The 25,745-nt window shown below is 63.7% G+C and carries 28 protein-coding genes; 2 read left to right on the plus strand and 26 right to left on the minus strand.

From position 1 onward, the window contains the following. Positions 1-16: 16 nt before the first annotated feature. From AACH87_RS17860 to AACH87_RS17895, 8 genes are all read right to left on the minus strand, one after another. Complete coding sequence (locus AACH87_RS17860) at positions 17-925, minus strand: amidohydrolase family protein (RefSeq protein WP_338795860.1); 909 nt, start codon at positions 923-925, stop codon at positions 17-19. 3 nt (positions 926-928) lie between these two features. Beyond that, the gene (locus AACH87_RS17865; RefSeq protein ID WP_338795861.1) at positions 929-1,882 is read right to left on the minus strand and encodes a tripartite tricarboxylate transporter substrate binding protein; all 954 of its coding nucleotides are present in this window, start codon (positions 1,880-1,882) and stop codon (positions 929-931) included. A gap of 40 nt (positions 1,883-1,922) precedes the next feature. Next, positions 1,923-2,930 (minus strand): tripartite tricarboxylate transporter substrate binding protein, encoded by a 1,008-nt coding sequence (locus tag AACH87_RS17870; RefSeq protein WP_338795862.1) that lies wholly within the window; start codon positions 2,928-2,930, stop codon positions 1,923-1,925. An 84-nt stretch (positions 2,931-3,014) separates the two neighbouring features. Continuing rightward, positions 3,015-3,956, minus strand: coding sequence for an NAD(P)-dependent oxidoreductase (locus AACH87_RS17875; protein ID WP_338795863.1), 942 nt, complete (start codon positions 3,954-3,956; stop codon positions 3,015-3,017). Then, positions 3,953-4,639, minus strand: a complete 687-nt coding sequence (locus tag AACH87_RS17880) for an RraA family protein (RefSeq protein WP_338795864.1) — start codon at positions 4,637-4,639, stop codon at positions 3,953-3,955. Before AACH87_RS17880 ends, AACH87_RS17875 begins: the two co-directional genes overlap by 4 nt. A gap of 56 nt (positions 4,640-4,695) precedes the next feature. Continuing rightward, entirely contained in the window at positions 4,696-5,712 is a 1,017-nt protein-coding gene (locus tag AACH87_RS17885) for a tripartite tricarboxylate transporter substrate binding protein (protein WP_338795865.1), read from the minus strand. A gap of 12 nt (positions 5,713-5,724) precedes the next feature. Continuing rightward, entirely contained in the window at positions 5,725-6,645 is a 921-nt protein-coding gene (locus AACH87_RS17890; protein WP_338795866.1) for an amidohydrolase family protein, read from the minus strand. A gap of 41 nt (positions 6,646-6,686) precedes the next feature. Beyond that, entirely contained in the window at positions 6,687-7,691 is a 1,005-nt protein-coding gene (locus AACH87_RS17895) for a tripartite tricarboxylate transporter substrate binding protein (protein ID WP_338795867.1), read from the minus strand. 120 nt (positions 7,692-7,811) lie between these two features. Here AACH87_RS17895 and AACH87_RS17900 point away from each other — a divergent pair, with 120 nt between their 5' ends. Further along, entirely contained in the window at positions 7,812-8,642 is an 831-nt protein-coding gene (locus AACH87_RS17900) for an IclR family transcriptional regulator (RefSeq protein WP_338795868.1), read from the plus strand. Between the two features lie 253 nt (positions 8,643-8,895). Here AACH87_RS17900 and AACH87_RS17905 read toward each other — a convergent pair whose 3' ends face one another. From AACH87_RS17905 to AACH87_RS17965, 13 genes are all read right to left on the minus strand, one after another. After that, positions 8,896-9,858, minus strand: coding sequence for an NAD-dependent epimerase/dehydratase family protein (locus AACH87_RS17905; RefSeq protein ID WP_338795869.1), 963 nt, complete (start codon positions 9,856-9,858; stop codon positions 8,896-8,898). Next, positions 9,858-10,853, minus strand: a complete 996-nt coding sequence (locus AACH87_RS17910) for a fumarylacetoacetate hydrolase family protein (protein WP_338795870.1) — start codon at positions 10,851-10,853, stop codon at positions 9,858-9,860. The genes AACH87_RS17905 and AACH87_RS17910 overlap by 1 nt, the downstream gene beginning before the upstream one ends. Positions 10,854-10,937: 84 nt before the next feature. Further along, positions 10,938-11,684, minus strand: coding sequence for an SDR family oxidoreductase (locus tag AACH87_RS17915; RefSeq protein WP_338795871.1), 747 nt, complete (start codon positions 11,682-11,684; stop codon positions 10,938-10,940). Continuing rightward, on the minus strand, positions 11,681-12,658 hold the full coding sequence (locus AACH87_RS17920; RefSeq protein WP_338795872.1) for a tripartite tricarboxylate transporter substrate binding protein: 978 nt from the start codon (positions 12,656-12,658) through the stop codon (positions 11,681-11,683). The genes AACH87_RS17915 and AACH87_RS17920 overlap by 4 nt, the downstream gene beginning before the upstream one ends. Then, positions 12,655-13,233, minus strand: coding sequence for a cupin domain-containing protein (locus AACH87_RS17925; protein WP_338795873.1), 579 nt, complete (start codon positions 13,231-13,233; stop codon positions 12,655-12,657). The genes AACH87_RS17920 and AACH87_RS17925 overlap by 4 nt, the downstream gene beginning before the upstream one ends. A 12-nt stretch (positions 13,234-13,245) precedes the next feature. Further along, on the minus strand, positions 13,246-14,043 hold the full coding sequence (locus tag AACH87_RS17930) for a cyclase family protein (protein ID WP_338795874.1): 798 nt from the start codon (positions 14,041-14,043) through the stop codon (positions 13,246-13,248). A 54-nt stretch (positions 14,044-14,097) separates the two neighbouring features. Further along, a complete protein-coding gene (locus AACH87_RS17935) occupies positions 14,098-15,255 on the minus strand; it encodes an MFS transporter (RefSeq protein WP_338795876.1) in 1,158 nt (385 codons plus the stop codon). 12 nt (positions 15,256-15,267) lie between these two features. Then, a complete protein-coding gene (locus AACH87_RS17940; protein WP_338795877.1) occupies positions 15,268-16,398 on the minus strand; it encodes an FAD-dependent oxidoreductase in 1,131 nt (376 codons plus the stop codon). Next, positions 16,395-16,745 (minus strand): Rieske (2Fe-2S) protein, encoded by a 351-nt coding sequence (locus AACH87_RS17945; RefSeq protein WP_338795878.1) that lies wholly within the window; start codon positions 16,743-16,745, stop codon positions 16,395-16,397. The genes AACH87_RS17940 and AACH87_RS17945 overlap by 4 nt, the downstream gene beginning before the upstream one ends. 9 nt (positions 16,746-16,754) lie before the next feature. Beyond that, positions 16,755-17,705: a VOC family protein gene (locus tag AACH87_RS17950; protein ID WP_338795880.1), complete on the minus strand. Its 951-nt coding sequence runs from the start codon at positions 17,703-17,705 to the stop codon at positions 16,755-16,757. A gap of 35 nt (positions 17,706-17,740) precedes the next feature. After that, positions 17,741-18,904, minus strand: coding sequence for a prolyl oligopeptidase family serine peptidase (locus tag AACH87_RS17955; RefSeq protein ID WP_338795881.1), 1,164 nt, complete (start codon positions 18,902-18,904; stop codon positions 17,741-17,743). Positions 18,905-18,913: 9 nt separating this feature from the next. Further along, complete coding sequence (locus AACH87_RS17960) at positions 18,914-19,405, minus strand: hypothetical protein (RefSeq protein ID WP_338795882.1); 492 nt, start codon at positions 19,403-19,405, stop codon at positions 18,914-18,916. A gap of 16 nt (positions 19,406-19,421) precedes the next feature. Beyond that, entirely contained in the window at positions 19,422-20,333 is a 912-nt protein-coding gene (locus tag AACH87_RS17965; RefSeq protein WP_338795883.1) for a transporter, read from the minus strand. Positions 20,334-20,645: 312 nt separating this feature from the next. On the opposite strand from AACH87_RS17965, the gene AACH87_RS17970 reads away from it, so the two are divergent. Next, on the plus strand, positions 20,646-21,557 hold the full coding sequence (locus AACH87_RS17970; protein WP_338795884.1) for a LysR family transcriptional regulator: 912 nt from the start codon (positions 20,646-20,648) through the stop codon (positions 21,555-21,557). 73 nt (positions 21,558-21,630) lie between these two features. Here the strand turns inward: AACH87_RS17970 and AACH87_RS17975 are convergent, their stop codons facing one another. From AACH87_RS17975 to AACH87_RS17995, 5 genes are all read right to left on the minus strand, one after another. Beyond that, on the minus strand, positions 21,631-22,197 hold the full coding sequence (locus AACH87_RS17975; RefSeq protein WP_338795885.1) for a VOC family protein: 567 nt from the start codon (positions 22,195-22,197) through the stop codon (positions 21,631-21,633). A 15-nt stretch (positions 22,198-22,212) separates the two neighbouring features. Continuing rightward, positions 22,213-23,220 (minus strand): zinc-dependent alcohol dehydrogenase family protein, encoded by a 1,008-nt coding sequence (locus AACH87_RS17980; RefSeq protein ID WP_338795886.1) that lies wholly within the window; start codon positions 23,218-23,220, stop codon positions 22,213-22,215. 2 nt (positions 23,221-23,222) lie between these two features. Continuing rightward, entirely contained in the window at positions 23,223-23,801 is a 579-nt protein-coding gene (locus tag AACH87_RS17985; RefSeq protein WP_338795887.1) for an amino acid synthesis family protein, read from the minus strand. 21 nt (positions 23,802-23,822) lie between these two features. Next, a complete protein-coding gene (locus AACH87_RS17990) occupies positions 23,823-24,794 on the minus strand; it encodes a tripartite tricarboxylate transporter substrate binding protein (protein ID WP_338795888.1) in 972 nt (323 codons plus the stop codon). Positions 24,795-24,875: 81 nt separating this feature from the next. Then, positions 24,876-25,736 (minus strand): fumarylacetoacetate hydrolase family protein, encoded by an 861-nt coding sequence (locus AACH87_RS17995; RefSeq protein WP_338795889.1) that lies wholly within the window; start codon positions 25,734-25,736, stop codon positions 24,876-24,878. Between the last annotated feature and the right edge of the window lie 9 nt (positions 25,737-25,745).

The raw sequence follows: 25,745 nt of genomic DNA on the forward strand, positions 1-25,745 counted from the left end.
GGTCTTTCCAATTCGTTCAGGCGGGGGCGGCGGTATCGAAACCATACAGCCGCGCCGGGTTGTCGACCAGGATGCGATCCATGGCAGCCTCGCTGCCAGCCCAGGCCTGCAGCAGATCCACCAGATCGGCGTCGTTCACGGTGCCAGGCGTCTCGGTGGTGTGCGGCCAGTCGCTGCCCCACACCAGGCGGTCGGGCGCAGCCTGCACCAGGGCCTGGCCCAGCGGCAGCGTGTCGGCGTAGCTGGGGCCGTGCACGGTCGATCGCATGTAGGCACCCGAGAGCTTGACCCAGGTGTTGCCTCCATCAAGCAGGCCGCGCACCACGCCATAGGCCTGCGCAGCGGGGCCTTCAGCCGGGTCGATGCGGCCCAGATGGTCGATGACCAGGGGCAGAGGCAGGGTGCGCAGCTGGGGCGCGAGCGCGATGAGCTGCTCGGGGTGCGCAAAGATCTGGACATGCCAGCCAGCGCAGGCCGGGTGCTCGGCCACCTTGCGTGCCAGCGTGGCCAGCATGTCAGGTGTGGTGGTGCCCCACGATTGCGGCGAGACAAAGTTGACCCGTAGCCCGCGCACACGGCGTGCGGCCAGATGGGCCAGTTCATCGGCACTCACGCCCTCGCCCACCACGGCCACGCCGCGCGCATCGTTGCCCAGTTGGTCCAGCGCATCCAGCGTGCAGGCGTTGTCGGTGCCGTAGGTGGATGGCGTGACCACCACCGTGCGGGTAGTGCCCAGGCGCGACTGCAACTGCCGGTACGCCGCCACGGGCGCCACCGGCGGCGTGCGCGGCCAGTGGGCTGACGGCGCAAAGCGCGGGTCAAAGATGTGCATGTGGCTATCGCACGCGCCGGGTGGCAACGGGCGCTGTGGGCGGTTCAGACCCACGGAGTGCGGCACGGGCGTGGTCAGCGCTGGCAGGGGCATGGGTCAGTCGAGTTTGATATTGCCCTTCTTCACCACCTCGCCCCACTTTGCGTCTTCCTTCTTCAAGAAGGCGGCAAAGTCTGCGGGTGTGGAGCCCACGGGCTGTGCGCCCAGGTCGGCCAGGCGCTGCTTCACTTCATCTTCCTTCAGCACGTCTTGCAGAGCCTGCTGCAGCTTGGTGGCGATGGAGGCGGGCACGCCTGCGGGCAGGAACACACCATTCCACTCATAGGCCTCGTAGCCGGGAATGGCGGCCTCGGCCACGGTGGGCACATCAGGCAGGCGCTTGGATCGCTCAGGCGCCGACACGGCCAGTGCGCGCAGCTTGCCGCCCGCCACATGCGGGTAGGTGGCAGCCACGGTACCGAACATGAAGTCCACCTGTCCAGCCATTACATCGGTGATGGCGGGGCCGCCGCTCTTGTAGGGCACATGCACCATATCAAGGCCCAGCTTCTGGGCCATCAGCTCAGCGGCCAGGCGTTGCACCGTGCCGCTGCCGCCCGAGGCAAAGTTGATCTTGCCCGGCTGTGCCTTGGCCTTGGCGATCAGCTCGCCCACGTTCTTGTAGGGCGCATCGGCCTTCACGATGAGCACGTTGGGCGCCAGCAGCACCAGCGACAGCGGCTGCAGTGCGTTGGCGGCATACGGCATCTTGGGGAACAGGTGCGGGTTGATGGAGTACGGCGTGGCGTCGTACAGCATGGTGTAGCCGTCTGCAGGGGCCTTGGCCACAAAGCTCGCGCCAATGGTGCCGCTGGCACCGGCCTTGTTGTCCACGATCACGCTGCCGCCCAGCTTGGCACCCAGGCGGGTAGCCACCACACGGGCCACCGCATCGGCCGCGCCACCGGGGGCGTAGGGCACGACGATGGTGATGGGCCGCTCAGGAAAAGCGTGGGCCACGCCAGCAGCCAGGGCGCAGGCGGCGATCAGGGGTTTGAGGAAGCGAAGCATCGGTGTCTCCAATCAGTTCTGGGTTCTACAACAGGGCCGCTCAATCTGCTTTGAGGTCGAGCGCTTTTGCAATCTGGCTATAGGTGGTCACTTCGCGGGCCACGCGAGTGGCAAAGGCGTTGCCGCAGACCGATTCAGTCTCCATGCCCATGCCGCGCAGCTTCTCGGTAGCCGACGGACTCTTGGCAAAGTCGGCCGCCGTGCGCTCCAGCGCCTGAGCGATGGACTCGGGTAGTCCCGCCGGGGCCAGCACGCCGTACCACACGTCGGCCGCGTAGTTGCCACCGCCTGCCTCGGCAAAGGTGGGCACGTCAGGCACCAGGGCCGAGCGCTGGGGCGCGCCCACGGCCAAGGCGCGCAGCTTGCCGCTCTGTATCTGCGGCAGCACCGAGCCCAGCGTGGCGAACGAGCTGTCGAGCTGGCCGCCCATCAGGTCCGTCACCACCGGCGCAGCGCCCTTGTAGGGCACGTGGTTGAGCTGCAGGCCCTGGGCGCGGGCAAAGATCTCAGTGGCGAAGTGGCCTGAGCTGCCCACCCCCGCCGTGCCTGCCGTCACGCGTCCGGGCTCGGCACGGGCCTTGGCCTGGTAGTCGGCCAGCGTCTTCACCGGCAGGCCGGGGGCCACCACCAGCACCGTGGGGCTGCCCGCCACCGTGCACAGCGGGCGGAAGGACTTCACCGCATCAAACTTGACGCGGCCCTGGTACAGCGCCGGAATCATGGTGTGGTTGGTGGCACCGAACAGCAGCGTGTAGCCATCGGCCAGGGCACTGGCCACAGCCTGCGCGGCAATGACGGTGCCCGCACCGGGCTTGTTGTCGATGATGAAGGGCTGGCCCAGCGCCTTGCTGGCATGGTCGGCAAACGCACGTGCCACCACATCGGTAGGGCCACCAGCCGCAAAGCCCACCACCAGCTTCACGGGCTTAGTCGGATAGGCTGCTGCGCCCGTTTGCGCATGGGCAGCGCCATACGCTACCAAAAACATAGCTGCCAGCGCTTTATTCATAAGCGCTACAGACCTATTTTTCTTAAACTTCTTGTGCATGGTGCTTGTCTCCGGGAGGGCACGGGTGCCGCGCAGCACGGGGGCATGCGCGGCCCTGGGCCTTTGTTGTCCATTGAACCGTGTTCAGGCCGCCACAGCGCTGCGGGCCAGCACGGCCAGCAGGTTCTTGGCTGCGCCCACGCCCATGTTCACGTAGGCATCGCTCGTCACGCCGCCGATGTGGGGGCTGAGGATGAAGTTCTTCTCGCCCTGGAAGGGGTGACCCGCCGTCATGGGCTCCACCGCAAAGCTGTCAAGCCCCGCTGCCATCACCTGGCCCGAGCGCACGGCGGCTAGCAGATCGGCTTCGTCGATCAGGCCGCCGCGAGCCGTGTTCACCACGATCACACCGCGCTTGCATTGCGCCAGCGTGGCGGCATTCAGCATGCCCCGGTTGTCGTCGGTCAGCGGGCAGTGCAGCGAGATGGCATCCGACTCGCGCCAGATGGTTTCCAGGTCCACCGCCTGCACATAGGCGGGCAGGTTCTTGGCAAATGGATCGAAGCCGATCACGCGCATGCCCAGGGCGTCAGCCATCTTGGCAAAGCGCAGGCCAATGGCGCCCAGGCCCACCAGGCCCACGGTGCGGCCGCCCAGTTCCAGGCTCTTGTGCGTGGCTTTGTCCCAGTGGCCCGCGTGCATGCGCGCATCCAGTGCCACCACCGATTTGGCGCAGGCCAGCAGCAGGGCCAGGGCCTGCTCGGCCACGGCAGCGGCGTTGGCGCCCACGGCGGCCACCACTTCAATGCCACGGGCTTTGGCGGCCACCTTGTCGATGGTGTCGGTGCCGCTGCCGTGCTTGGAGATGACCTTGAGCGCGGGGGCCGCGTCCATCACCGCTGCGCCCACCTTGCCGTAGCGCACGATGATGGCCACGGGGTTGTGCGCGCGGCACAAGGCCACCATGTCGTCCTCGGTGGGCGTCTTGCCTGCGTAGACGACTTCGTAGCCTGTGAGCAGATCGAGGGCTTGTTGCGCCAGATCGGCGCCGGTCACGATGATGACGGGTTGGGTAACGTTGCTCACAGCGATTCCCCTTCCTTCAGCAGGCCCGCCGCGCGCAGGGCGGCAGGCAGCCATTTCGATGCGGTGTCGCCACGGGCAATGGCTTCGATGCGGGCGGCTTCGTCGGCCACCTTCTTGTCGGCCAGGGCCAGCATGCCGGGGGCCTTCTCGCGCTCGATGACGACCACGCCATCGGCGTCGCCCACCACCAGGTCACCGGGGTTCACCACCGCGCCACCGGCGCTGATGGGGTGGTTGATGCGGCCGGGCACGTACTTGGTCGGGCCTGCGGGGTTGAAGCCCGCGCTGAACACGGGGAAGTCCAGCTCCAGAATTTCCAGCTTGTCGCGAATGGCGGCGTCCACGATCACGCCCGCCAGGCCGCGCTTTTTGCAGGCGCTGAGCATCAGCGTGCCCATCAGTGCGGCAGTCTGGTCGCCCTTGCCGTCGATCACCAACACATCGCCCGGCTGGGCCAGGGCGATGGCGGCGTGGATCATGAGGTTGTCGCCGGGGCGCACTTCCACGGTGAAGGCGGGGCCAGCCACCTTCATGTTCTGGTGCACAGGCGCCACGCGGCCATGCATGGTGCCGCGGCGGCCCGCCACGTCGGCCAGGATGGCGGCTTGGTAGGTAGAGGCTTTGGCCACGACGTCGGCGCTGACGCGGTCGATGGTGCGGATGATTTCAGGGAGTTGGCTCATGGGATCGGTCCGGTTGAAGGAGTCAATGAAGAAAAAAATGGGGGTATGAAAAGTGTTCAGTCGGCCTTGATATTTCCGTCTTTGATGACCTTGGCCCACTTGGCGGAGTCGGCCTTTTGCAGGTCGCCCAGCTGCTGGGGCGTGCCGCCCACCAGCGTCACACCCAGCTTGTCGGCCAGGGCCATGAGGGCGGGGTCTTTCAGCGCGGCGGCAATCTCGCGGTTCAGGCGCTGCACGATGGCGGCGGGTGTCTTGGCGGGGGCAAACACGGCCTGCCACTGCTCCACCACAAAGTCCTTGATCCCCGCCTCGCCCATGGTGGGCACGGCAGGCAGGGCCTTGAGGCGCTGGGCCGATGTGACGGCCAGGGCGCGCAACTTGCCCGACTGCACATGCGGCAGGGCAGCGGCTGCGGGGGCGAACATGAACTGCACCTGCTCGGCCAGCGTGTCTTGCAGCGCAGGGGTGTCGCCCTTGTAGGGCACATGGATGAAGCGCGCGCCGGTTTGCTGCTGCAGCAGCTCGCCCTGCATTTGCAAAATCGTGCCGTTGCCGCCCGAGGCAAACGCCAGCTTGCCTGGCTGGGCCTGGGCGGCGGTCAGCAGGTCGGCCACCGTCTTGAACGACTGGTTCGCGCCCACCACCAGAATATGCGGGATGGTGCCCACGGTGATCACGGGCTCAAACGCCGTGATGTGGTCGTAGGGCAGCTTGGCCATCAGGTGCGGCGCAATGGCCTGCGGGCCGATGGACGTGCCCAGCAGCGTGAGCCCGTCGGGCGCCGCCTTGGCCACATAGGCCGCGCCAATGGTGCCCGTGGCCCCGGCCTTGTTGTCCACGATGACGTTGGTGGACAGGGCCGCGCCCAGCTTGAGCGCAATGTTGCGGCCCAACACATCGGTGCTGCCGCCGGCGGGGTACGGAACCACCCAGGTGATGAGCTTGCCCGCAGGCCAGTCGCCTTGCGCCCTGGCGGGCAACCCGGCCCCCACACCAGCGCCCGCAAAGGCCAGGGTGGTCAACAGATGGCGGCGCTGCACGCCGCGCGGGGAAAGGGGAGACAAAGAGGTCATGGTGCAAGGCCCTCAGACAGGGGTGGGAGATGAAGAAATCGATACCGGGGCAAAGCCGTAGAGCGCGGCGGGGTTAGCGACCAGCACGCGGTGCAGCGCATCGGCACCGGCCTGATCGCACCAGCGCGCCAGGGTGTCGATTTGCAATGCGTCGTCCGGCACGGGGTGCAGGCCCGCACTGGCGGTGGCGTGGGGCCAGTCGCTGCCCCACAGCACGCGCTCAGGCGCCGCACGCAGGTAGCTGGTGGCCAGCGCATCGAGCGCCGGGTCGTCCACCGCATGGGTGGGGCTGACGATATAGCCGCCCGAGAGCTTGACCCAGGCCCGGCCCCCGCCCAGCAGTTGCAGCAGCAGCGCGTGGGCGGGGTGCTGCCCCGCCTGTGCGGGGGCGATGCGGCCCAGGTGGTCGAACACCAGGGGCACGGGCACGCTGCGCAGCACATCGCCAAGACTGGCCAGCACATCGGGTGCCATCAGCAGCTGCAGGTGCCAGCCCCAGGGCGCAATACGCCGGGCCAGGGGCAAGATAGAGTCCACCGAGCCGGTGACGCCCAGCGACAGGTTCAGCCGCACGCCGCGCACGCCCGCGTCGTGCAGGGCTTGCAGCTGGGCATCGCTCTCGCGGCCATCGATCACGGCCACCCCCCGGGCCTGCTCGCCCAACACAGCCAGGCCCTGCAGCATGCAGCGATTGTCCGCACCGTAGGTGGATGGTGTGACCAGCACCGTGCGCTCGGTGCCCAGGCGCTGCTGCAGCGCGCGGTAGTCGCTGGCCGACGCATCGGGCGGCAGCAGCTTGGCACCGGGTGCCGCGGGAAAGCGTTGGTCGTACACATGCACATGGCAGTCGCAGGCCCCCGCAGGCAGTGTGGTGCGGGGCGCCGCCGTTCCCTGCGAGAACGGTACGGGCGTGGCAAGGCAATCGCGGGTCATGGCGATAGGCTGTCAGCGGGGATGAGCGTGGCGCGGCGCTATCAGTCCAGGCTGGCGCCCGAGTCCTTCACGATCTTGGACCAGCGGGGCACTTCGGTGCGCAACAGGGCCGAGAACTGCTCGGACGTACCACCCAGGATTTCGCCGCCTTCAGAGCGCAGCTTGTCGGCCACGTCCGGCTGCTTGAGGGCCTGGTTGATGGCCTTGTTGAGCTGCGCCACGATGGCTGCGGGCGTGCCCGCCGGGGCCAGCACACCGAACCAGGTCACGGCCTCAAAGCCTTTGAAGCCCGACTCTGCCAGCGTGGGCACATCGGGCAGTTGCGCGGAACGCTGGGCCGATGTGATGGCAATGACCTTGAGCTTGCCGTTGCGCACATGCCCCAGCAGCGTGGGCACGGACGACATGTACAGGTCGATCTGCCCGCCCATCAGGTCGGTCATGGCCTGGGCCGCGCCCTTGTAGGGGATGTGACGCAGCTGGATGCCAGCAGCGTTCTCGGCCAGTTCACCGGCCAGATGGGCCACGGTGCCGTTGCCCGAGTAGCCCAGCGTCAAGGCATCAGGCTTGCCCTTGGACGCAGCCACCACATCGGCAAAGTTCTTGAAGCGCGAGTTGACCGGCACGGCCATCACGATGGGCGAGGAAGACACCAGCGCCACCGGAGCCAAGTCCTTGAGCGGGTCGTAGGGCAGCTTCTTGTACAGCGTGGGGTTGATGGCGAGGTTGCTGGTCTGCCCCATCACCAGGGTGTAGCCGTCGGGGTCGGCCTTGGCTACGGCGTCCACCCCCAGGTTGCCACCGGCACCGGGGCGGTTGTCCACGATCACGCTCCACTTGTTCTGGTCGGCCACCTTCTGCGCCACGGCGCGGGCGATCATGTCGGTGCCGCCACCGGGTGGGAACGGAACAATCAGGCGGATGGGCTTGGCAGGGTAAGCCGGCTGGGCCTGGGCTGCGGTGACGGGAAGCCCCGCCGCGATGAGTACGGCTGCTGCAGCGGAAAGGAAGGCCGCATGTCGGCGGCCAAGCTTGAAGAAAGTCATGGCGGTTGTCTCCGTTGTTGTGGCAAACACATGCCAGCGCGTTGGCTAGGCATGGGCGCGACTTTATGAAAACGTTTCAATCCATACAATGGCGTTTCGAACAATGAAACACATTGCATGATGAGCAACCGTCGAGCGACCGCCGCCCCCCCACTGCCCACCCCGGCTGAGGACACACCCCGTGGGAGCGACTTACCGACCACAACAGCCAGCGATGCCGCGCCCTCAGAGGCTGGGGGGGTGACGGCCGTCACCCGTGCCCTGCAGTTGCTGGATGCCTTTGCCCTGGGAGAGTCGCATCTGTCGCTGGCCCAGCTCAGCCGCCGCTGTGGTCTGCACAAAACCACGGCACTGAGGCTGGCGCGCACCCTGGCCGCCTCGGGCTACATGGTGCAAAGGGACGATGGCGACTGGCGACTGGGCCCGTCGGCAGGCTGGCTGGGGGCGCGCTACCAGGCAGGTTTTGACGTACAGAACGTGATGGAACCTGCCTTGCGGGCCTTGACACAGGCCAGCGGCGAAAGCGCAGCGTTTTATGTGCGCGAAGGCAATGTGCGCACATGCCTGGTGCGTGTGGAAGGCCCCCAGGCCTTGCGCCACCATGCGCGCATGGGCGAGGGCCTGCCGCTGGACAAAGGCTCTCCGGGTCGGGTCATCCTCGCCTTCTCGGGTGAACCCGGCGAGGTGTATGAACAGATCCGCAGGCGGGGCTATCACTACTCGATTGGCGAGCGGGAACAAGGGGTGGCAACGGTGTCTGCCCCCGTTTTTGGCATGCACTGGCGCCTGCTGGGCTCCGTCTGTATCTCAGGGCCAGACTCGCGCCTTCCCCCTGAGAAGCTCGAATCCCTGGCACAAACCGTGGTGACGGCAGCCAACGCACTGTCTTACGCACTGGCAGGAACCACGGCACCGGCACCCGCTTCACGCGCCAGCCATTGGCATCCTTAGAAGCCAGTCAGAGCAAGTTGGAAGCCTGCGTTGAAACGCAGCCGAGAAGCGCTGATGTCAGGCTTGTGCATCAATCCGTCCCACCGGCAGGCTGCACAACTTGTACGCCCTGCGGGCAGGGGTAGGCTCATCGGGGCGCTGCCTTGGCCAAAGCCTGGGTCACACCAAGCAACACCCCACCAGTGGCATTGCCGTGTGATGCCCTTGGCAGCGCCCCGCTCGCCTCCCTGCAATGCTCAATGTTCCTTCATTGCTACGGCAAGCTGCGCAGCACCCGTTCCACCAATGCGTCGACGGTTCCGTCGTGTGCAAAGCCTGCTGCTTGCGCCCGGGGGGTGTGCAGGGCGGGCTGCTGCCCAAACAATGCCTGAATGCGGGCATCAGGCGCGTAGCGCACGGGTGACGGTCGGTTCAATTGACGGCTCAGGGTGTCTACCACCTCGCCCACGCGGGCTTGCAGCACAGGCAGTTGCCATGTGCGTGACAAAGGCATCCGATCAGCCCCGAGCAACGCAGCATGGAGCAGGTTGTCCAGGCATCGATCCAATGACATCCACCAGGCCGTGGCATCTGGGGCCACCGGGCACTCGTAGGGCACGCCAGAGCGCACGGAATGAAATATCTGGCTCATGAAGGCGGAACCATGGCCCGATTCCGCCGGGGGGCGCGCCACAACACCGGGCAGGCGCAGGCTGCAGGCATCCAGCTCGCCCCGGCGGCTGTAGTCCGCCAGCAGCAACTCGGTCATCCACTTGTGTGTTCCGTAGCTCAAGCCGGGCTGTGGCAACTGGTCTTCCTGCACAGCGTCTGGGCCCACCGCTCCATACACTGCGACCGAGCTGGCAAACACCAGCCGGGGCGCAGCGCCCCGCCCTTCACGCACAGCAAGGGTCAAGCCTTCCAGAAGCTGAATCACATCCAGCAAGTTGGCCTGAACCCCTGCCGTCGGTTGTCGCTCTGCCAAGGCCCCAGGCATGCTGGCCAGATGGAATATGTATTGCGGTGGTTGTTCCTTCAAGCGTTGCATGAGCGCTGGATCCGCAAAGCTGCCCGTATGCCAGGTTACGCCTGCCACATCGCAATCATGGCCCCCACTGCGGTCCACCAGTGTGAGCTGCAGGGGCGTGGCACCTGGCAACAAGCCGGGCTGTGTTTGCAGCCGCTGGACCAGAGCCGCGCCCACAAAACCAGCAGCACCCGTGATCAGCACATGCATCAGCGCACCTCAGGAATCGCTGCGACCACGCGCTGGTCCACCACGCCGAATGGACCACTGCGGCCATCGGGCCAGCGTGCCTGCATGCGCACGCGGTCGCCGAAGCGCATGAAGGGCGTCTTGGGTGCGCCTTCATCCAGGATTTCGATCACACGGCGCTCGGCCAGACAGGCTGAACCAGCGTCGCGCGCCTGGTTGGAGACCGTGCCAGACCCCACGATGGTGCCGGCCGAAAGCCGCCGGGTACGCGCCGCGTGGGCAATGAGCTGCCCAAAATCAAAGTTCATTTCTCCGCCATGGGGATGCCCGAACCATTGGCCATTGGACTCCACATGCAGACGCATCTGCACGCGACCATCGCGCCATGCGTCGCCCAGCTCATCCGGCGTTACAGCGAGTGGTGCAAAGCTGGTGGAAGGCTTGGCCTGCAGGAAGCCAAAGCCGGTCTTCATCTCGTGCGGGCCGAGGGCTCGCAGGCTCCAGTCGTTGATCTGCACGATGAGGCGCACGCACCCCAACGCGGCCTGCGGCGTGACCGCCATGGGAACAGGCCCGCAGATGACACCAAACTCACCTTCAAAGTCGATGCCGTCCCCCTCGGCAGGCAAAGGTACATCCTCATGGGGGCCTAGAAAGTCATCGCTGGCCCCTTGGTACATCACGGGAATGGTGTCGAAATGCGGGATGGGCGGCGTGTTGAACGCACGCTCCATGAGGCGACCGTGGTTGAGGAAGGCAGAGGCATCCAGCCACTGGGGACTCCTTGGCAGAGGTGCCGAGCAGGCGGTGGGATCGAACGCAAAGATGCCCGGCGCAGAGCCCGATTCCAGCGCATCGGCCAGTCTGCGCAAGTGCGGCTCGACGGTATCCCAGTCTTGCAGTGCGGTCAGGAGGTTGGGGGCAATCGGCTGGGCATCTACGGCGTGGAGACCCGTCGAGGAGACGATCACGAGACGTCCATCCAAAGTGCCGTTTTTCAAGGTAGCAAAACGCATAAAAATCCGATCTCAAAACGCGAGCTTTCCGCTCTTCAGACATGAACAAAAAGGCGTTGGCAACGCCACGCACCCTGTGCCGTTTCAGCTTCCATCACTGATCGTGGTGCCGCCATCCACCACCAGGTTGTGCCCCGTCACAAAGGCACCAGCGGGGCTTGCGAGCATGGCGACCACGCCCGCCACCTCGTCGGGCTCCCCCACCCTGCGCAGCGGAGTCGCCTGCAGACGACGCTCCATGAAAGTCGTGTCCGCCATCAATGCCGCAGACAGCGGCGACCGCACGAGCCCCGGTGACACGGCATTCACCCGAATCCCTGACGGCCCCCACTCCACCGCAAGGTTGCGGGCCAGTTGTGCCAACGCTGCTTTGCTCATGCCATACAGCCCGATGGACCGGTTGCCCCGCAGCCCGGCAATGCTGGACAGGAGAACCACGCTGCCACCACCGCGCGCAGCCATACGGGGCAGTACGGCAGCACATAGCTGCACGGTGGCGCGCAGGTTGATGTTCCACACCTGCTGCCAGTCAGCGTCGGTAGCATCCGTCAACGGGCAAGCAGGGCCTTGCACACCCGCGTTGCAGACCAGAATGTCCAGGGCACCTGACTGCGCCGCCAGCGCATCCACCGCCGCAGGCTGAGCCAAATCCGCCGCAACACCCACCGCTAGGGGCAACGAAGCCGCCACCTGATTGCAGGCCAGGGCATCGCGGTCTGACACCACCACACAAGCCCCCTGCTCCGCCAGAGTGCGCGCGATAGCCAGGCCAATGCCCTGCGTGGCCCCAGTGACCAGGGCTTTGCGGCCCGAAAGGTCAAACAGGCTCATTCCAGCTGAATCCCGGCATTGCGGATGGCAGTGCCCCAGCGCTGCGTCTCACTGCGGATGAAATCACCGAATGCAGCAGGCTCCAGGGGCGCGGGCTCCAGCCCGAGCGGCACATACCGCCCCAGCATTTCAGACGACTGCAGAGCCGCCACCACCGCCTTGTGCAAGACTTGCACGACAGGCGCGGGGGTGGATGCACGCACCATGACGCCGTTCCAGCCCGGGGTGTCCAGATCGGTGTGACCAGCCTCTGTCAGGGTGGGCACCTGAGGCAACACCTGCAAGCGCTGCTCGCTGCCGATGCTGACAAGCGCACGCAGCTTGCCTTCGCGCACCATGGGCAGGCTGGAGGCCACCACATCGCACATGAAGTCGAGCCGCCCGGCCATGAGATCTTGCAGGGCGGGGGCTGCGCCCTGGTAAGGCACATGGGTCATGCGAGTGCGAGTCTTCAGCCGAAGCTGCTCCGTCCAGATATGGGGCTGGCTGCCCTGGCCGTAGGAGCCGTAGTTGAGCCCCTCACCATTGCTGGCGGCGCGCAACAGGTCGGCCAGCGACTGAAAGCGGCTGTCCTGCGGAACCACCAGCACCAGAGGGGACTTGAACAGCCGCGTCAACGGAGCAAAGTCCTTGAGGGGGCTGAAGCTCAGGCGCGGATAGAGCGCCGGGTACATGGCCAGCGGGCCGATATCGGCGTACAGCAGGGTGTGGCCATCGGCAGTCTGCTGCTTGACGTACTGCGCGGCGATCTGGGCCGCTCCACCTGGTTTGTTCTCCACAATGACGGATTGCTGCAGTTGCTGGCCGAGCTTCTGGGCCATGACGCGCGACATGGCATCCCCAAAGCCCCCTGCAGGGTACGGAACCACCCAGCTCACCGGCTTTGCCGGAAATGCAGTTTGCGCCCAGGCAGGATGAGCAGCAGCCGCGGCTGCCGCGGCACCCCAGCCGAGCCATTGGCGGCGCGTGGTCATGCGTGGTCCTTCGCTTTCGCAATACTTGCGTCGTACGCGCCGTCAATGAGGACAAAAAGCATGCGGCACAGTGCGCCCGAGCGGTTGGCCCAGGCATGGTTGGTCCCTCGCTGAACCACCACGCTGCCGGGACGCAAAAGCACTTCAACGTCATCCAGCACCAACGTCATCTCGCCCTCTATCACCACGCCGTAGTCCACAGACTCGGTGCGGTGCATCAGCGGATGGGGCGAATCATCACGCACCGTGGACACCGATGCGTCCCCCGTCTGGCTGAAGGCGGCATGCATGCGCTGTGCGCCATGGGCCAGAAACTCGGGTGTATCGGGTGGGATATCCACAAAGCGCAGCCGCGTTCCGCCCGCTGGCGGTGGCAACACCAGCGGCCCGGTCGTCGGATCGGGGCCGTTGTCTACAGGAGCTGGCGTGGCCAAAGTGCTCCAGACCTCATGGAACACGGTACCTGGAATCGCTGTGATGGGAACCACTGTTGGCAGGGGGCCATCGCTGGCAATGATGGAGCGCCCCTGGGCGTTGTGCCCGGTGACCACACGATGGATGGGTGGGAATGGCATGGAGGAACCTCTTCAATCTTCAAAGATGGCAACCGCGCGCGTCCACCCTGCCGAGGCGCCGCGGATTTTGTGAGGGAAGCAGCTGATGGTGAAACCCGTGGGTGGCAGAGCTTCCAGGTTGTGGAGCTTTTCCAGGTGGCAGTACCCGATGTCCCGACCCGCTTTGTGGCCCTCCCAGATCAATGCCTTGTTGCCCGTTTCGGCAACGCGCTGGGCGGTGTACGAAAACGGTGCATCCCAGCTCCAGGCATCCGTGCCCGTGAGGCGCACACCGCGTTCCAGCAGGTACATGGTGGCTTCGTAGCCCATGCCGCAGCCCGCGCCCAGATAGTCCTTGTGCCCGTAGCGTGACCCGGCCCGCGTGTTGACCACCACAATGTCCAGCGGCTGCAGGGTGTGACCGATGCGGGAGAGCTCCGCCTCCACATCGGCCGCTGTTGCCACGTAGCCATCGGGCAGATGGCGAAAGTCCAGCTTGACGCCTGGCTGGAAGCACCACTCCAGAGGTACCTCGTCAATGGTGATGGAGGGGCATGCCCCCCCATTCTTCGCATCCTGCGTGGAATGGAAATGCCAGGGCGCATCAAGGTGAGTCCCGTTGTGCGTGGTGAGCGTGACCCATTCGGCAGCGGCTGCTTCGCCATCGGGATAGTCCTCAGGACGGGTACCCGGAATCATTGCCATGAACTCTGGCAGGGTGTCCGCATGCTTCTGGTACGTGATCTTCGGGGCCAGCGGGGGCGGATCGGAGAGCACATCGTTCTCCAGATAGATGGACAGGTCGACAAAGCGGCGTCGTGGTTTGGTCATGACAGGAAGGGAGCGAAAGGTGAGCAAGGGGCGAAAAGACGCAGGGCAAAGGCCTTACGCCGCACCATGGGCAGGCCGTGGAGAAGGCCCGGCGCGGTAGATGCGCGCAAAGGCAAAGATGGCGAGTCCGTCAATCAGCAAAGCCGCCACACCCAGGCTGCCATAGCCCCAGGACTTCACCAGCGTGCCGCCCAGGATGGGGCCAATGGCTGCTCCGAACATCAACATGGCCGGGGTTGCAGCCAATGCACGACCTGTAGGGTCCAGCCGCGCCAGAGCACCGAAGGCAAAGGTGTGGGTAAAGATCATGACGGCAGCAAACACCGCCGCCGCTGCGGCATAAGGGCCAAAGACCGGCGAGTTCATGATCACGACCACCAGCAAGGCTTGCAAGGCAGGCCCCGCCATCAGGACCGTGCGGGCAGGCCAGCGCTTTTCCAGCACCGCGGCCAGCGCGGCAGGGAAGAGGTTGACGAGCCCCAGGGCAATGAGAACCCCCGTGACGGCTTCCAGCCCGTAGCCACGGTCACTCCCCACCCGCTCCAGAAAGCTGAACGTCATGGACTGCACCAGCCCCATGCCCGCCACCCCCAGAACGCCCCACCACACCGGGGCAGGTAACGGAGCAGAAGGTGCTGCGGCCTGAGCGGCCTGCACCTCATCGGGCACAGGAAAGGCCAAGGTAGCCGCCACAGCCCCTAACGCCATCACCACAGCAAACACCTGGAACAGCGCTGCACCGCCCAGCTTGGCCACCAGCACAGGAGTACCACCCAAAAAAGCAATGGCAAACACGCCCAGTGCCATGCCCACCAGCGCAAACATGCGGTGGGGGTTGTGGCTTCTGGCAATGGTGCCGTGGGTCACACTCAAGGCAGCCCCGGCGGCAATACCCGATGCAGCGTGCAGCAAAGCCAGCATGGTGAACTGCGTCGTGGCCGAAGCCAGCGCAAAGCCTGCGGCAGCCACCGCAAAGCCCAGCGCTGCAACGACTCGGCCATTCAACACCTGAAAGAACGGTGCCAGGATCAAGCTGGCGAGTACGGCACCGGCCAAGAACAAGGTCGCAAGCAAGCCAGCCTGCTGCGGGTCAAACCGGTACACGGAAATCAGGGTGCCGACCCAGACAGGCAAAGCCACCAGGTCCACCATGCCAGCGCAATGGGCCACCATCAGCGCAGCCCGGCCGCGCAATGAACGGGTTGTCGTCATGGCTTGGACTCCTCAGATGGGTTGTGCCAGGGCCATGAGGGACTCGCGCATGATGCGCGAATGCTCTTCTTTGTCGCCGCCTGATATCTCGATCTCTCCCAGGCGGGCGGAGTTTTCCACCACCATGCGGCAACGCTCCCAACGGCGAGCCTCAAATGTCGCCAGGGCCTGGGCCATGTCGCCCGCTCCAGCCAACTCATCGGCAAGCACCAAGGCGTCCTCAATACCAATGCAGGCACCCGATGCGAGGTGAGGAGTGGTGGCGTGCACGGTGTCGCCGATCAGCACCACGCGCCCGCAAGACCATGGGCGCGGCATGAGAAGCCCTTCCAGAGGGCGAAAGACGATTTGCGAGTGGGCATCAATCTGCTCGCGTATGCCCTTGAGCACGGGGTCAGCAAAGCCATCAAGCAAGCCACGCAAGCGCTCCGCGAAAGTGGCCGGGTCCACATGGTCGTTGACTGGACGGGGTTCGGTGACAAAGAGGTACATCTCTGTCTTGGACACGGGATTGACGCCTGGCTTGACCTGTGGGCCCATCCACATGGTGATCGTTTCAATCTCTGCAGGGCGCGGCAGCACGGCGCGCCAGACTGCCTGACCGCTGTACTGAGGCTTGGGGGCATGGGGGAACACGGTCTGCCGCACTTTGGAATACAGACCATCAGCACCGATCACCAGGTCGTAGCGCTGGCTGGTGCCGTCTGTCAGGTCCACTTCCACGCCGTCTGCATCTTGCTGGATGATGGTGAAGGTGCACCCCAGTCGCACGTTGACACCGGCGGCTCGCGTGGCTTCAGCCAGGATGCGCGCCAGCACGGGACGCATGATGGCGCCACCGCCTGGCACATCATCGCCCGCAATGCGGGGGGTGGGCAGCGTGGCCACGCGCGGGCCATGGGGCATGTGCAGATGCACGCCATCGGAGGCATGCCCTTGCTGCAGGAAGGTATCGAGAATGCCCAGCCGCCGGAACGCACGCAGCGTGGCCCCACCCAGGCTGATACCTGCACCGTAGCTGCGCCAGCCGGGGTCAATCTCCACCAGATCGACCTGGGCGCCCTGCTTTCGCAGCTCGATAGCGGCCGCCATGCCAGAGAAGCCCCCGCCAATGATCAGGATGCGCTGTGAGGTGAGGTTCATGGTTTTGTCTCCGTTCGGGTTTCTTCAGCGATATGGACTTCGCCATCCGCTTGCAATATCAGGGGTACCGGCGTCAGGTAATCCCCCAGGCAAGGGCCCAGGGTGCACTGACCCGTATCAATGTCAAACAAAGCGCCATGGGCGGCGCACACAATGCGATCACCCGCGGCGTTCAAGTAATGGTCCTTGCGCCATGCCATGGGTGTCTGGTGGTGGGGGCAGGAGTCTGCATAGGCATGCAATCGTTCACCCTTGCGCACCACCAGCACCGTGTCTTGCCCGGTTCCGAGCGGATCAAAGCCGCGGCTGGAGCCTTCGGGCACATCGCGGATATGGCACAGCTTCACGGCGTCACCTCAGTGGTCTGCGCCTGCCTCGGCTGCGGGTGGTGGGCCGGAAGGAGCCCACTTCTCGCGGTACTGGAACAGGAAGAGTTGCGACGCATCAGCCCCCATCGGTGCTTCGCGGGCAGCCCAAGCGTCGTCGTGCAGGTCCATGTCCGCGTCGTACTCCACATGGCAACCCAGCGGCGAGTTGAAATACCAGAACCAGTTGCTGCCAAACTTGTGACGCCCGGGCCCCCAGAAGCTCTGGTAGCCTTTTTCCACAAAGCGTGTTCCGGCAAGCAACACGTCGGTGGGCCCACCCATGTGAAAGGTGAAGTGCTCGCAACCCTGCATGAAGGGCGGGGTCTGGATCATGAAAAGGGTGTGATGGTCCAGCGTGCCTGCCGGACGCATGAAGGGCCCGACACCCGTGAATCGGTCAGTGCACACAAAGCCCAGGCGGCGGTAGAAAGCCTCGGCCTTTGCAGTGTCGGGCACAAAGTACACCACGTGCGAGAGTGAGCGGGGCTTAGCCTCCATGTCAGGCGACAACCCTAGCGCATTGGGGCCACGCTGCGGCGCTGCACCCGGAGCGTTGACGGATTCGGCTGGCAGCGCCAATGGCTTGCGCACGCTGACCTGAAAAGCAAGGGCAAAGCCCAGATCATCCTGGGTGCGCAAGACACCTCCTGCACGCACCACCGGGCGGTCTTTCGAAAGCTCGGCCTCAATCGCATCCAGCGTCGCAGCGTCAGCCACGCCATACACGGTTTCTCGCAGCAGGTTGCCGGTGGGCAGCGGTGCGGGCAAAGCAGGGTCTTCCTTGGCGCGGATTTCGATGGCAGTCCCATCCAGGGCTTCAAAACGACCGCCCTGGGCAGTAAGCCCCACAGGGGTCAGACCGTAGTCTGTCAGGTACTGCGCACAGGCCGCGACATCGTCCACACCAAAGACCAAAGCGTCAGGTCCAATGATTTTCATGTTTATGTCTTTCTTGTTGAAGTTGTTTCGCTACATCAAGCCGTGTGGCCACCCAGCGTTTCGGCCACCCAGTCAGCGATGTAATGACCGGCGTTGATGCTGTTGTCGAAGCTGGCGTGTTGGGCTCCACCTTCGCGGTCAGTGAAAATCTTCAGTTCGCGCTTGGGGCTGTTGACCAGTTGCTCGTAAGTGCGATGCGCCCACTTCAGAGGAATCTGGGAATCGCGCTCGCCATGCGTGACGAGGAACGGAACCCGGATCTTCTCGACCACACCGTCCAGGTGAACGTCTTCTGCAATGCGCATGAAGTCGTCAATGTCTTTCGCACCCCAGACCCAGCACACATGGGCCCAGTAGTGGGGTACCGGGAAGTCGCCTTCTTTCTCCAGGCGGCGCTTTTGCACATCACGCCAGTCATGGTTGGCACCCCAGGCCACACCACAGGCAAACCGAGGCTCCATCGCCACGCTGCGCGGGCAGTAATACCCGCCCAGAGAGACGCCTTCGCATCCGATGCGCTGCGGATCTACCGCAGGGTGCTGCTCCAGCCAGTCCACCACACGGCTGGCCCAATGCTCGGTGTCGTAGCGAGCGGTCAGGCCTTGAAGGCGCAGCGCCTCACCAGTGCCGGGCTGATCCACCACCAAAGACGACACGCCCCGACGGGCCAGCCACAGGGGCAGCCCCACCAGATGCTTCATTTCCTTGGTCGAGTCCAGGCCATTGAGCTGCACAAGCAAAGGAGCCTTCTGGCCGGGCTGCAAACCTGCAGCCGGGTAATACAGGGCAGACAGATGAGTGCCCTCGTAGGGAATCTCGACCCTCTCCACCGGGTCACCCATCATGCGGGAGCCCTTGAGGAAGAGGTCCAGTTCGCGGCGGTAGATATCCAGCCTGCCCGGCGCGTTGTGCGCCTGCAGTCGCTCGGCAGTGATCAGGTAGCTGGCCGCACGGCGGTACTTCTCACCTGCGGAATAGATGCGGCCGTGCGCCTCGTCCTCTGCCGCCAGGCCACAGAGCTTGTCTGCCATGCGCACCCAGATCTCTCTGAACGCTTGAGTACCTGCGGCATCCGGTGCCTTGGCGGCCTCTTGCAGAGGGGCGCACATCTCTTCTATTTCGCCGATGCGTGCGCCCATCTCAATCGCGAGATCGACAGACAGATTCCAGACATAGTTGGTGGGGAAGTACTTGAACATCTTGAAAGGTCAGGGTTGCTTGGAGCCAGCAGGCGGCTTGATGCCGATGCTTGCGAAAAAAGAGGCCGTCGCCTCGTCGTTGAAATCTGGAATGAAACGGAAGGCGTGGATCTTTCCGTCGGTGATGCGCAAGACGTCGGCCCCCACGATGCGCTCCACACCCGCGGTCTTGCGGTACAACTCACTGCGCACTTCCAGTCGGGCCTGCAGCTCATCACCGCGCAGTTGCACCGATATCACCTTGAGCTGCGCGCGTGGTTTGACCACTGTCTGCTCGATGTAGAAAGCCAGGCAGGCCGGGTTATCCATTTGCGCTGTACAGCCGACGAAGTCAGAGCGCTCGACGTCACTGGCAATCAGGACGCGCACTGCCGCCATGTCGGCGGCATGCACGGCTTGCACGTATTGCTCAAACACGGCAGCGGGCGTTGCAGGCTGAGCGGCATTTGCCAACCCAGCCACCGCCAGCAGCACCGAGGCAAGAAGATGCTGTGTCTTCATGATGCTGCGGCAGCGCTTACTGCATGATCCAGAGCGGCACCGCAATGCCAACACCCAGGATGTTGTTCTTGGTGGTGTTGGTGGCGTACACACCGCGCTGGTAATTCAGGCTCACGCTGAATTTGCCTGCGTTGTAGGCGACCGATGGCCCCAGCGCAAAGCTCCGGGCCCGGTTGCCATGGATGGTGTTCCCGCCTTGCTGGTCATCGCTGAACTGGTTGAGGTAAGACCCCACCACACCCATCTTCCAGGGCCCGCTGTTCCAGCCTGCGGTGACCTCGCCCACATAGCCACGCCCCGAGCGGTAATGGGTGGTGCTGTTCTCGCGGTTGATCAGCAACCGGTTGATGACACCAATGTCCAGCCCGTTGGGATCGGTATGGCGAAAACCCAGGACGGGCTGAATGGACGTGTACCCAGTCGATACGCTGGGCCTGTTGGGGTTGTATGAGCCGTTGGACAGAGCAAGGTCCAGACCCGCCACTGCATAGGAGTGCTCAGAAACGTTCCAACGCAAAACGGCGGGGGAGACAGTGATATTGGCAACGCCGTTATGCCGCTCGCTGTGCCCTGCCACCTCGGTGTGCAGCGAAACAGCTGGAATCACCAGCTGCGAGTAAAGACGGGCACCCAGTACTGTGGTGGGGTAAGCGGCAAGCAGACGCGTGGTTGCGGAGAATGTCCCCATCTTGAAAGGAATGGGGCGCTTGTTCCCTTCGTTGTCGTACAGACCGCTGGACGATGTGTAGTGCAGCTGCTCCAGTACAAACAACCCAGGGATGGGAGGAATGCCTGCCACGTATTCACCCGTCGATCCCACCGGGAACGGGGAAACACCGCCTTCAAATGCATGGGCAGCGCCAGCCCCCAGAAGGCTCAGCATCACACAGCCCGCAGCCATGCCTGCGCGGGAAAATACGGTTTTCACATTTGTCTCCTGTTATCGCACCTCGGCCGTACCGGGCGCTATTGGTCTATTGGTAATGGGGCGGTCTTGGCGGGAAGGCGTCGCCCGTACAGCAATCACTTCAGTCCCACCGTTCTGCGGGGGCCTATCAGAGCCGCTGCAGAACGGGGGTTAGATTAAGATTTGCCTTTACCTAGATCAAATGGATTGATTCCATTTGGTGTATTGATCGCGCGAATAGATCAAGTACAAACCCTGATATCCGTCCCTCCGGCGAAGAGGGAACTCCATGACGGTATCGGGCACAAAAGTACCCCCACGGAGACAACGCTGATGCGTTTCAACAAGCTTGATCTGAACCTGCTGGTCGCGCTGGATGCACTGTTGACCGAACAAAGCATCAGCCGGGCAGCCGAGAAGACCCACCTGAGCCAGTCCGCGATGAGCAACGCGCTGGCGCGGCTGAGGGAATATTTCGATGATGAGTTGCTGGTACAGGTAGGCCGCAAGATGGAGCCGACCTCGCGCGCGGAGTCACTCAAGGATCCGGTGCGCGACATTCTGGTGCGCGTGGAGGCGAGTGTGGCCACGCAGCCTGAATTTGTACCCGCACAGTCCAGCCGCTTGTTCCGGTTGCTCATCTCGGACTACACCCTGATGACCGTGATCCCCCACCTGCAGAAACTGGCCTATCGGCAAGCGCCCGGAGTGCAGTTCGACTTCAGGCCACAGACGACCCAGCCACAGCGTGCGCTGGAAAGGGGCGAGGCGGACCTTCTGATCATTCCGAAGGATTTCTGTTCAGCCAACCATCCATCGGAAAAGCTGCTAGAAGAGGTGTTCTGCAGCGTGCTGTGGAGCGAGAGCCACCTCGCCACCGGAGAGTTGACTGAAGACAGGTATGTGGCAGCAGGGCATGTCGTGGTTCAACCAGGTGATGGCAGGGCACTCGAGGACTGGTTCATGCAGCAGAGTGGCGTCAAGAGGCGCGCGGAAGTCAGCAGTTTCAGCTTTCTCTCACAGGCTCATCTGGTCGTTGGAACGCACCGGATTGCGACGATGCACCGCAGACTGGCAATGATGGCGAAACGCTTCTTGCCCATCACGATTCGGGACCTTCCGGTTCCTGTTCCGCGAATGGAGCAATTGGTTCAGTGGCATGAGTACAAGACCAACGACCCGGGACTGATGTGGCTGCGCAAACTGCTCAAAGACGCAGTGATGGAAATGGACTCTGCGCATTGACAACCAATGCACCAGGTGTTCGGGTCGAACGGACACCTCGCACATACAACGCACATTACCTGGTGCCTCTCCATCAAGGTCTGGGCTGGACACTATCCAAGGCCCGTCTGCGCTGAACAAAGCGCGCAGACCATTCCGCAGCGGGCATGAAACTCGGGTCTGCACGCACCAGCTTTTCAGTCTGCGCCCATAGCGTGGCGTCATCCTGGTCCAGGTCCAAAGGGTCACCATGGGGCTGGCTGACATACCACGGGGTGTCCAGATACACCTCCACCGTGTTTTCCTCCGGGTCAAGGCAGTAGATGGACAAGGCATTGCCGTGGTTGAGGCCTCGCATGCCTGTCGCACCGTGCGCCAGCGCTCGACGGCGGGCCTCGCGCAGATCATCCAGCGTCTTCACCTTGAAAGAGAGTTGCATGACGGTGCTGGGCGCGTCCGCCGCCCTGCCGCTGGCCAGGGCCAGTTGGTGGTGCTGATCCTCCCGCCCGCTCAGGAAAATGATGTCGAATCTGAAAGTAACGCCCTGCCCGCGGTCCGTCTCCTGCATATCAAAGACGCTGGTGTAGAACGCCTTCATCACATCCAGGTCACGACAAAAGATGCCGCAGTGCGCGAGGTTGGCTGAGTAGGCTGCATTCATCAAAGACTCCCCAATTTACGGAACGAGTACCAGCTTGCCCAACGTGCCACCGGTATCCAGCAGTTCGTGCGCTTTGCGGGCCTCAGTCAACGGCAGGTGCATGGCACGGGGCGCCTTGACCTGCCCCTCAGCCATCAATCGGATGGCTTGCTCCATCAGCCCGCGACGCAGAGCAGCATCCGAGTCCACCGCGTGGATGGAGAAGGTACGCACGGCCAGACTGCGGGCAAGCAGCTTGCGCATCTCATCAAAGACATCATGCGAGGGTGGCCCCGCAAGGATGTTGTAGGAAACCGCCATGCCGGAAGGAGCCAGGGAGCGCAGGCAGGCGATGAACAGCTCACCGCCGATGTGATCAAACGCCATATCGACACCCCGGCCTCCGGTCAGGGCCATCACCTGTTGCGGCAAGCCTTTGGGGTCTGCGTCCACCAGATCGGAAACTCCGTTCTCACGGGCAAATGCCTGCTTTTCAGGTGTTGATGCCGTACCGATCACACGCAATCCACGGGCGCGAGCCACCTGAGCCAGTGCTGTAGCCACACCACCTGCTGCACCAGGCACCAGAATGGCCTGTGCAGGCAAATTGCCGTTGCTGGCCAGAAGCGCCAACGCAAGCTGAAAATTTCCCAGACTGACCGCGTCGTCAAAAGCAATGGTTTGCGGCAACAGAAACGGAACGGCCTCGCTGACGCAGATGTACTGCACATAGCACCCACCCCTTAGAGGCAGCTCACGAGCGCTGACGAGCACACGGTCTCCCACCTTCAGTCGCGTGACCCCTAGCCCCACTGCATCGATGACGCCCGCGAGCTCATTGCCAGGGATGGCAGGAAGTGGGGGCATCCATTTATAGGTGCCATTGCGAATGAGCACATCAGGTCCACCAGCTCCAATCGCTTGCGCTTTCACCCTGACAGCGCCGGGCGCCGGAACCGGCACCGGCAAATCGACAACCGACAGCACCTCAGGCCCACCAGGTACCTGCAGCTGTACGGCTTGCATCGTCGTGGTCGTTACCATGGTCAACGCTGCCCGTCGTGCACGGAGACTTGTTCTTTGGTCAAGCCGCCCAGTCGGGAATGGATGCGTCCCCCGTCTGCCATCACCAGGGCAAACAGGATTTCGTCAGGACGTGGTGCGTCCTGTATGCCCACCTCTGCGGTGTTGAAATGACTGCGCACATAAGCCGCATGGATGTAGTGCAGCGGAACCACCAGTCGGTAGCCCGTAGCGGCCACCACCTTCGCAGCAGGCACGATAGCCTTGGGCTCCCCCAACACTTGGCGCATGGCCCAGCCCCCGGCTTCGTGCCACACGGCGCCGTGCTCCAACTCGCCGTTGACGCCCACAATGGCAGCCTTGCTGTAGGCCTCCACGTTCTCCCTGCCCAACGTGGCGACCAATTCCTCCGCCAACAGTGTGCCCAGGCTGCGCAGCTCTGCCATGAAAGGCAGGAGGTTGGGTTCGTAACGGCCCGCATAGGGGTTGCGAATCACGGCACAGGCCGATGCAACACGTAAGGGCTTTTCGGGCGCGGGACCACCTTCGTGAAAGATCGTTTCAACCGTCAGGCTCCGTTTGCGTATGGCAATCAAAGTCATGCAAATATTCTTTCCATCAGTTCATTGTTTGGGAATCTTGGCATCGGCCACCACCTGCTGCCACTTTTCAAGCTCATGCGTCACCATGCCCTTCATCTCCTCGGGAGTACTGCCGCGCACCTCTCCCCCCATGTCTTCCAGCCTCTGCCGTACCGTCTGCACCTGAAGCGCTCGCTGGGTCTCCAGATTGAGCCGGTCTATCACGATGCGAGGCGTTCCCGCCGGGGCCATCAGCCCGGCCCACGACCGCACGTCGTATCCGGCCACGCCCTGCTCTGCCACTGTGGGAACCTGGGGCAGCCCACCCCAGCGCTGAGGCCCTGTGGTGGCAATGGCGCGCAGCTTTCCGGCCTGGATATTGGTCATGACCGCTGTAGGGGGAGCGACGATGAAAGGAACATCTCCCGCCAACAGTGCGGTCAGTGCGGCGGCATCACCCCGGTAAGGCACATGCATCAGATTGACGCGAGCCAGCTTCGCCAAAAGTTCGCCTGCCAAATGGTGGGTGGACCCGATACCGGCAGAACCGTAAGCCACCGTACCTGGCGCTGCCTGCGCAGTGGACAGGACCTCCCGCAACGTCTGGACTTTGGAACCCGCAGCCACCACCAGAAGAAATGGGAAGTAGGTGATGGTGGACACCATTTCGAAGTCCGCCACGGTTTTGTAAGGTAGCGTGTTGTACAGCGCACCAGCCACGGCATGGCCGCCTGTGGCAAGAAGCAATGTATGCCCATCAGGTTTGGCTCGCGCTACCGTCGTCGCGGCAATGGTCCCGCCAGCCCCTGACTGGGCTTCCACCACCACGGGCTGGCCCAGTGTCTTGCCCAGCTCTGTGCCAAGAGCTCTTGCGATGGCATCCGCATTGCCACCCGGAGCAAAGCCTTGGTACAGCTTGATGGCGCGATCCGGATAGCCCTGAGCCCATGCCGAAGCAGCGGACCATCCAAGCAGCGCAGCGCTACCGGATGCGATGAGTTCTCTCCTGTTCATCTATGTCTCCTGGGCGGTGGCCGTCGTTTGCGGCCAGCTCTGCCTGTTGGGTTGGAAAGGAGTGGTCAGATCATCAATCCGTCATGCTTGCGCAACCACCGGATTGCGAAGCACTCCGATGGCTTCAATCTCCACCTCCACCACATCACCCGGCTGCATGAACTGTGGAGGCTTCTTGCTCCAGCCCACCCCCGCTGGAGTGCCTGTGGCGATCACGTCACCCGGCACCAAGGTAAAGATCGTGGAGGCGTAGGCAATGAGCCGAGGGATGGAGAAGATCATGTGGCCGGTATGACTGGACTGGACGACCGCGCCGTTCAGGCGGGTCTCCAGTTTGAGTTCCCGACCCGGTGAGATTTCGTCCGCCGTGACCATCCAGGGGCCAAACGCGCCCGTGGATTCGAAATTCTTTCCGGATGCGATTTGCTTTGCATGGAACTGCCATTCCCGCACGCTCGCATCGTTGTAGCAGCTATAGCCAGCCACATGCTTCCATGCATCGGCTTCCGTAATGTCGCGCCCTCCCTGACCAATGATGACGGCGAGCTCTCCCTCCCAATCGAGCGAATCGGAAACACGGGGCTTGACGATGGGCGCCAGATGAGCCGCCTGCGAACGCCAGACCCGCAAGAAGATCGGAGGCTGTTCCGACAATTCACGCTGCATGCCCGCCGCCAGAACCTCCTGGTGATGGTCCATGTAGTTGCGCACAGCACACACGATTTTTTCGGGCCGTGGAATCACCGGAAGGTACTGCACCTGCGCAAGCTTCAGCTCGGGCGCCAAACCCTGAGCGAGCTCTTCACGTCGAGCAAAGTCCTTGCTCGCAATGAAGTCAGCCAAGGTGGCGTAACCCGTGCGGCCTGCCATCTCTGCCACTCCGTCACCCACCACCACGCCCCAAGTCTCACGACCACCAACCACGTACGACAGCAGCTTCATTGCATTCCT

The sequence above is a fragment of the Acidovorax sp. DW039 genome, from assembly GCF_037101375.1.
Classification (GTDB): domain Bacteria; phylum Pseudomonadota; class Gammaproteobacteria; order Burkholderiales; family Burkholderiaceae_C; genus Acidovorax.

What these genes read in the sequence shown, in the direction of transcription:
- AACH87_RS17860 (WP_338795860.1), bottom strand. Translation starts at nt 925, where the DNA reads ATGCCCCTGCCAGCGCTGACCACGCCCGTGCCGCACTCCGTGGGTCTG.
- AACH87_RS17865 (WP_338795861.1), bottom strand. Translation starts at nt 1,882, where the DNA reads ATGCTTCGCTTCCTCAAACCCCTGATCGCCGCCTGCGCCCTGGCTGCT.
- AACH87_RS17870 (WP_338795862.1), bottom strand. Translation starts at nt 2,930, where the DNA reads ATGCACAAGAAGTTTAAGAAAAATAGGTCTGTAGCGCTTATGAATAAA.
- AACH87_RS17880 (WP_338795864.1), bottom strand. Translation starts at nt 4,639, where the DNA reads ATGAGCCAACTCCCTGAAATCATCCGCACCATCGACCGCGTCAGCGCC.
- AACH87_RS17885 (WP_338795865.1), bottom strand. Translation starts at nt 5,712, where the DNA reads ATGACCTCTTTGTCTCCCCTTTCCCCGCGCGGCGTGCAGCGCCGCCAT.
- AACH87_RS17890 (WP_338795866.1), bottom strand. Translation starts at nt 6,645, where the DNA reads ATGACCCGCGATTGCCTTGCCACGCCCGTACCGTTCTCGCAGGGAACG.
- AACH87_RS17895 (WP_338795867.1), bottom strand. Translation starts at nt 7,691, where the DNA reads ATGACTTTCTTCAAGCTTGGCCGCCGACATGCGGCCTTCCTTTCCGCT.
- AACH87_RS17900 (WP_338795868.1), top strand. Translation starts at nt 7,812, where the DNA reads ATGAGCAACCGTCGAGCGACCGCCGCCCCCCCACTGCCCACCCCGGCT.
- AACH87_RS17905 (WP_338795869.1), bottom strand. Translation starts at nt 9,858, where the DNA reads ATGCATGTGCTGATCACGGGTGCTGCTGGTTTTGTGGGCGCGGCTCTG.
- AACH87_RS17910 (WP_338795870.1), bottom strand. Translation starts at nt 10,853, where the DNA reads ATGCGTTTTGCTACCTTGAAAAACGGCACTTTGGATGGACGTCTCGTG.
- AACH87_RS17915 (WP_338795871.1), bottom strand. Translation starts at nt 11,684, where the DNA reads ATGAGCCTGTTTGACCTTTCGGGCCGCAAAGCCCTGGTCACTGGGGCC.
- AACH87_RS17920 (WP_338795872.1), bottom strand. Translation starts at nt 12,658, where the DNA reads ATGACCACGCGCCGCCAATGGCTCGGCTGGGGTGCCGCGGCAGCCGCG.
- AACH87_RS17925 (WP_338795873.1), bottom strand. Translation starts at nt 13,233, where the DNA reads ATGCCATTCCCACCCATCCATCGTGTGGTCACCGGGCACAACGCCCAG.
- AACH87_RS17930 (WP_338795874.1), bottom strand. Translation starts at nt 14,043, where the DNA reads ATGACCAAACCACGACGCCGCTTTGTCGACCTGTCCATCTATCTGGAG.
- AACH87_RS17935 (WP_338795876.1), bottom strand. Translation starts at nt 15,255, where the DNA reads ATGACGACAACCCGTTCATTGCGCGGCCGGGCTGCGCTGATGGTGGCC.
- AACH87_RS17940 (WP_338795877.1), bottom strand. Translation starts at nt 16,398, where the DNA reads ATGAACCTCACCTCACAGCGCATCCTGATCATTGGCGGGGGCTTCTCT.
- AACH87_RS17950 (WP_338795880.1), bottom strand. Translation starts at nt 17,705, where the DNA reads ATGAAAATCATTGGACCTGACGCTTTGGTCTTTGGTGTGGACGATGTC.
- AACH87_RS17955 (WP_338795881.1), bottom strand. Translation starts at nt 18,904, where the DNA reads ATGTTCAAGTACTTCCCCACCAACTATGTCTGGAATCTGTCTGTCGAT.
- AACH87_RS17960 (WP_338795882.1), bottom strand. Translation starts at nt 19,405, where the DNA reads ATGAAGACACAGCATCTTCTTGCCTCGGTGCTGCTGGCGGTGGCTGGG.
- AACH87_RS17970 (WP_338795884.1), top strand. Translation starts at nt 20,646, where the DNA reads ATGCGTTTCAACAAGCTTGATCTGAACCTGCTGGTCGCGCTGGATGCA.
- AACH87_RS17975 (WP_338795885.1), bottom strand. Translation starts at nt 22,197, where the DNA reads ATGAATGCAGCCTACTCAGCCAACCTCGCGCACTGCGGCATCTTTTGT.
- AACH87_RS17980 (WP_338795886.1), bottom strand. Translation starts at nt 23,220, where the DNA reads ATGGTAACGACCACGACGATGCAAGCCGTACAGCTGCAGGTACCTGGT.
- AACH87_RS17985 (WP_338795887.1), bottom strand. Translation starts at nt 23,801, where the DNA reads ATGACTTTGATTGCCATACGCAAACGGAGCCTGACGGTTGAAACGATC.
- AACH87_RS17990 (WP_338795888.1), bottom strand. Translation starts at nt 24,794, where the DNA reads ATGAACAGGAGAGAACTCATCGCATCCGGTAGCGCTGCGCTGCTTGGA.
- AACH87_RS17995 (WP_338795889.1), bottom strand. Translation starts at nt 25,736, where the DNA reads ATGAAGCTGCTGTCGTACGTGGTTGGTGGTCGTGAGACTTGGGGCGTG.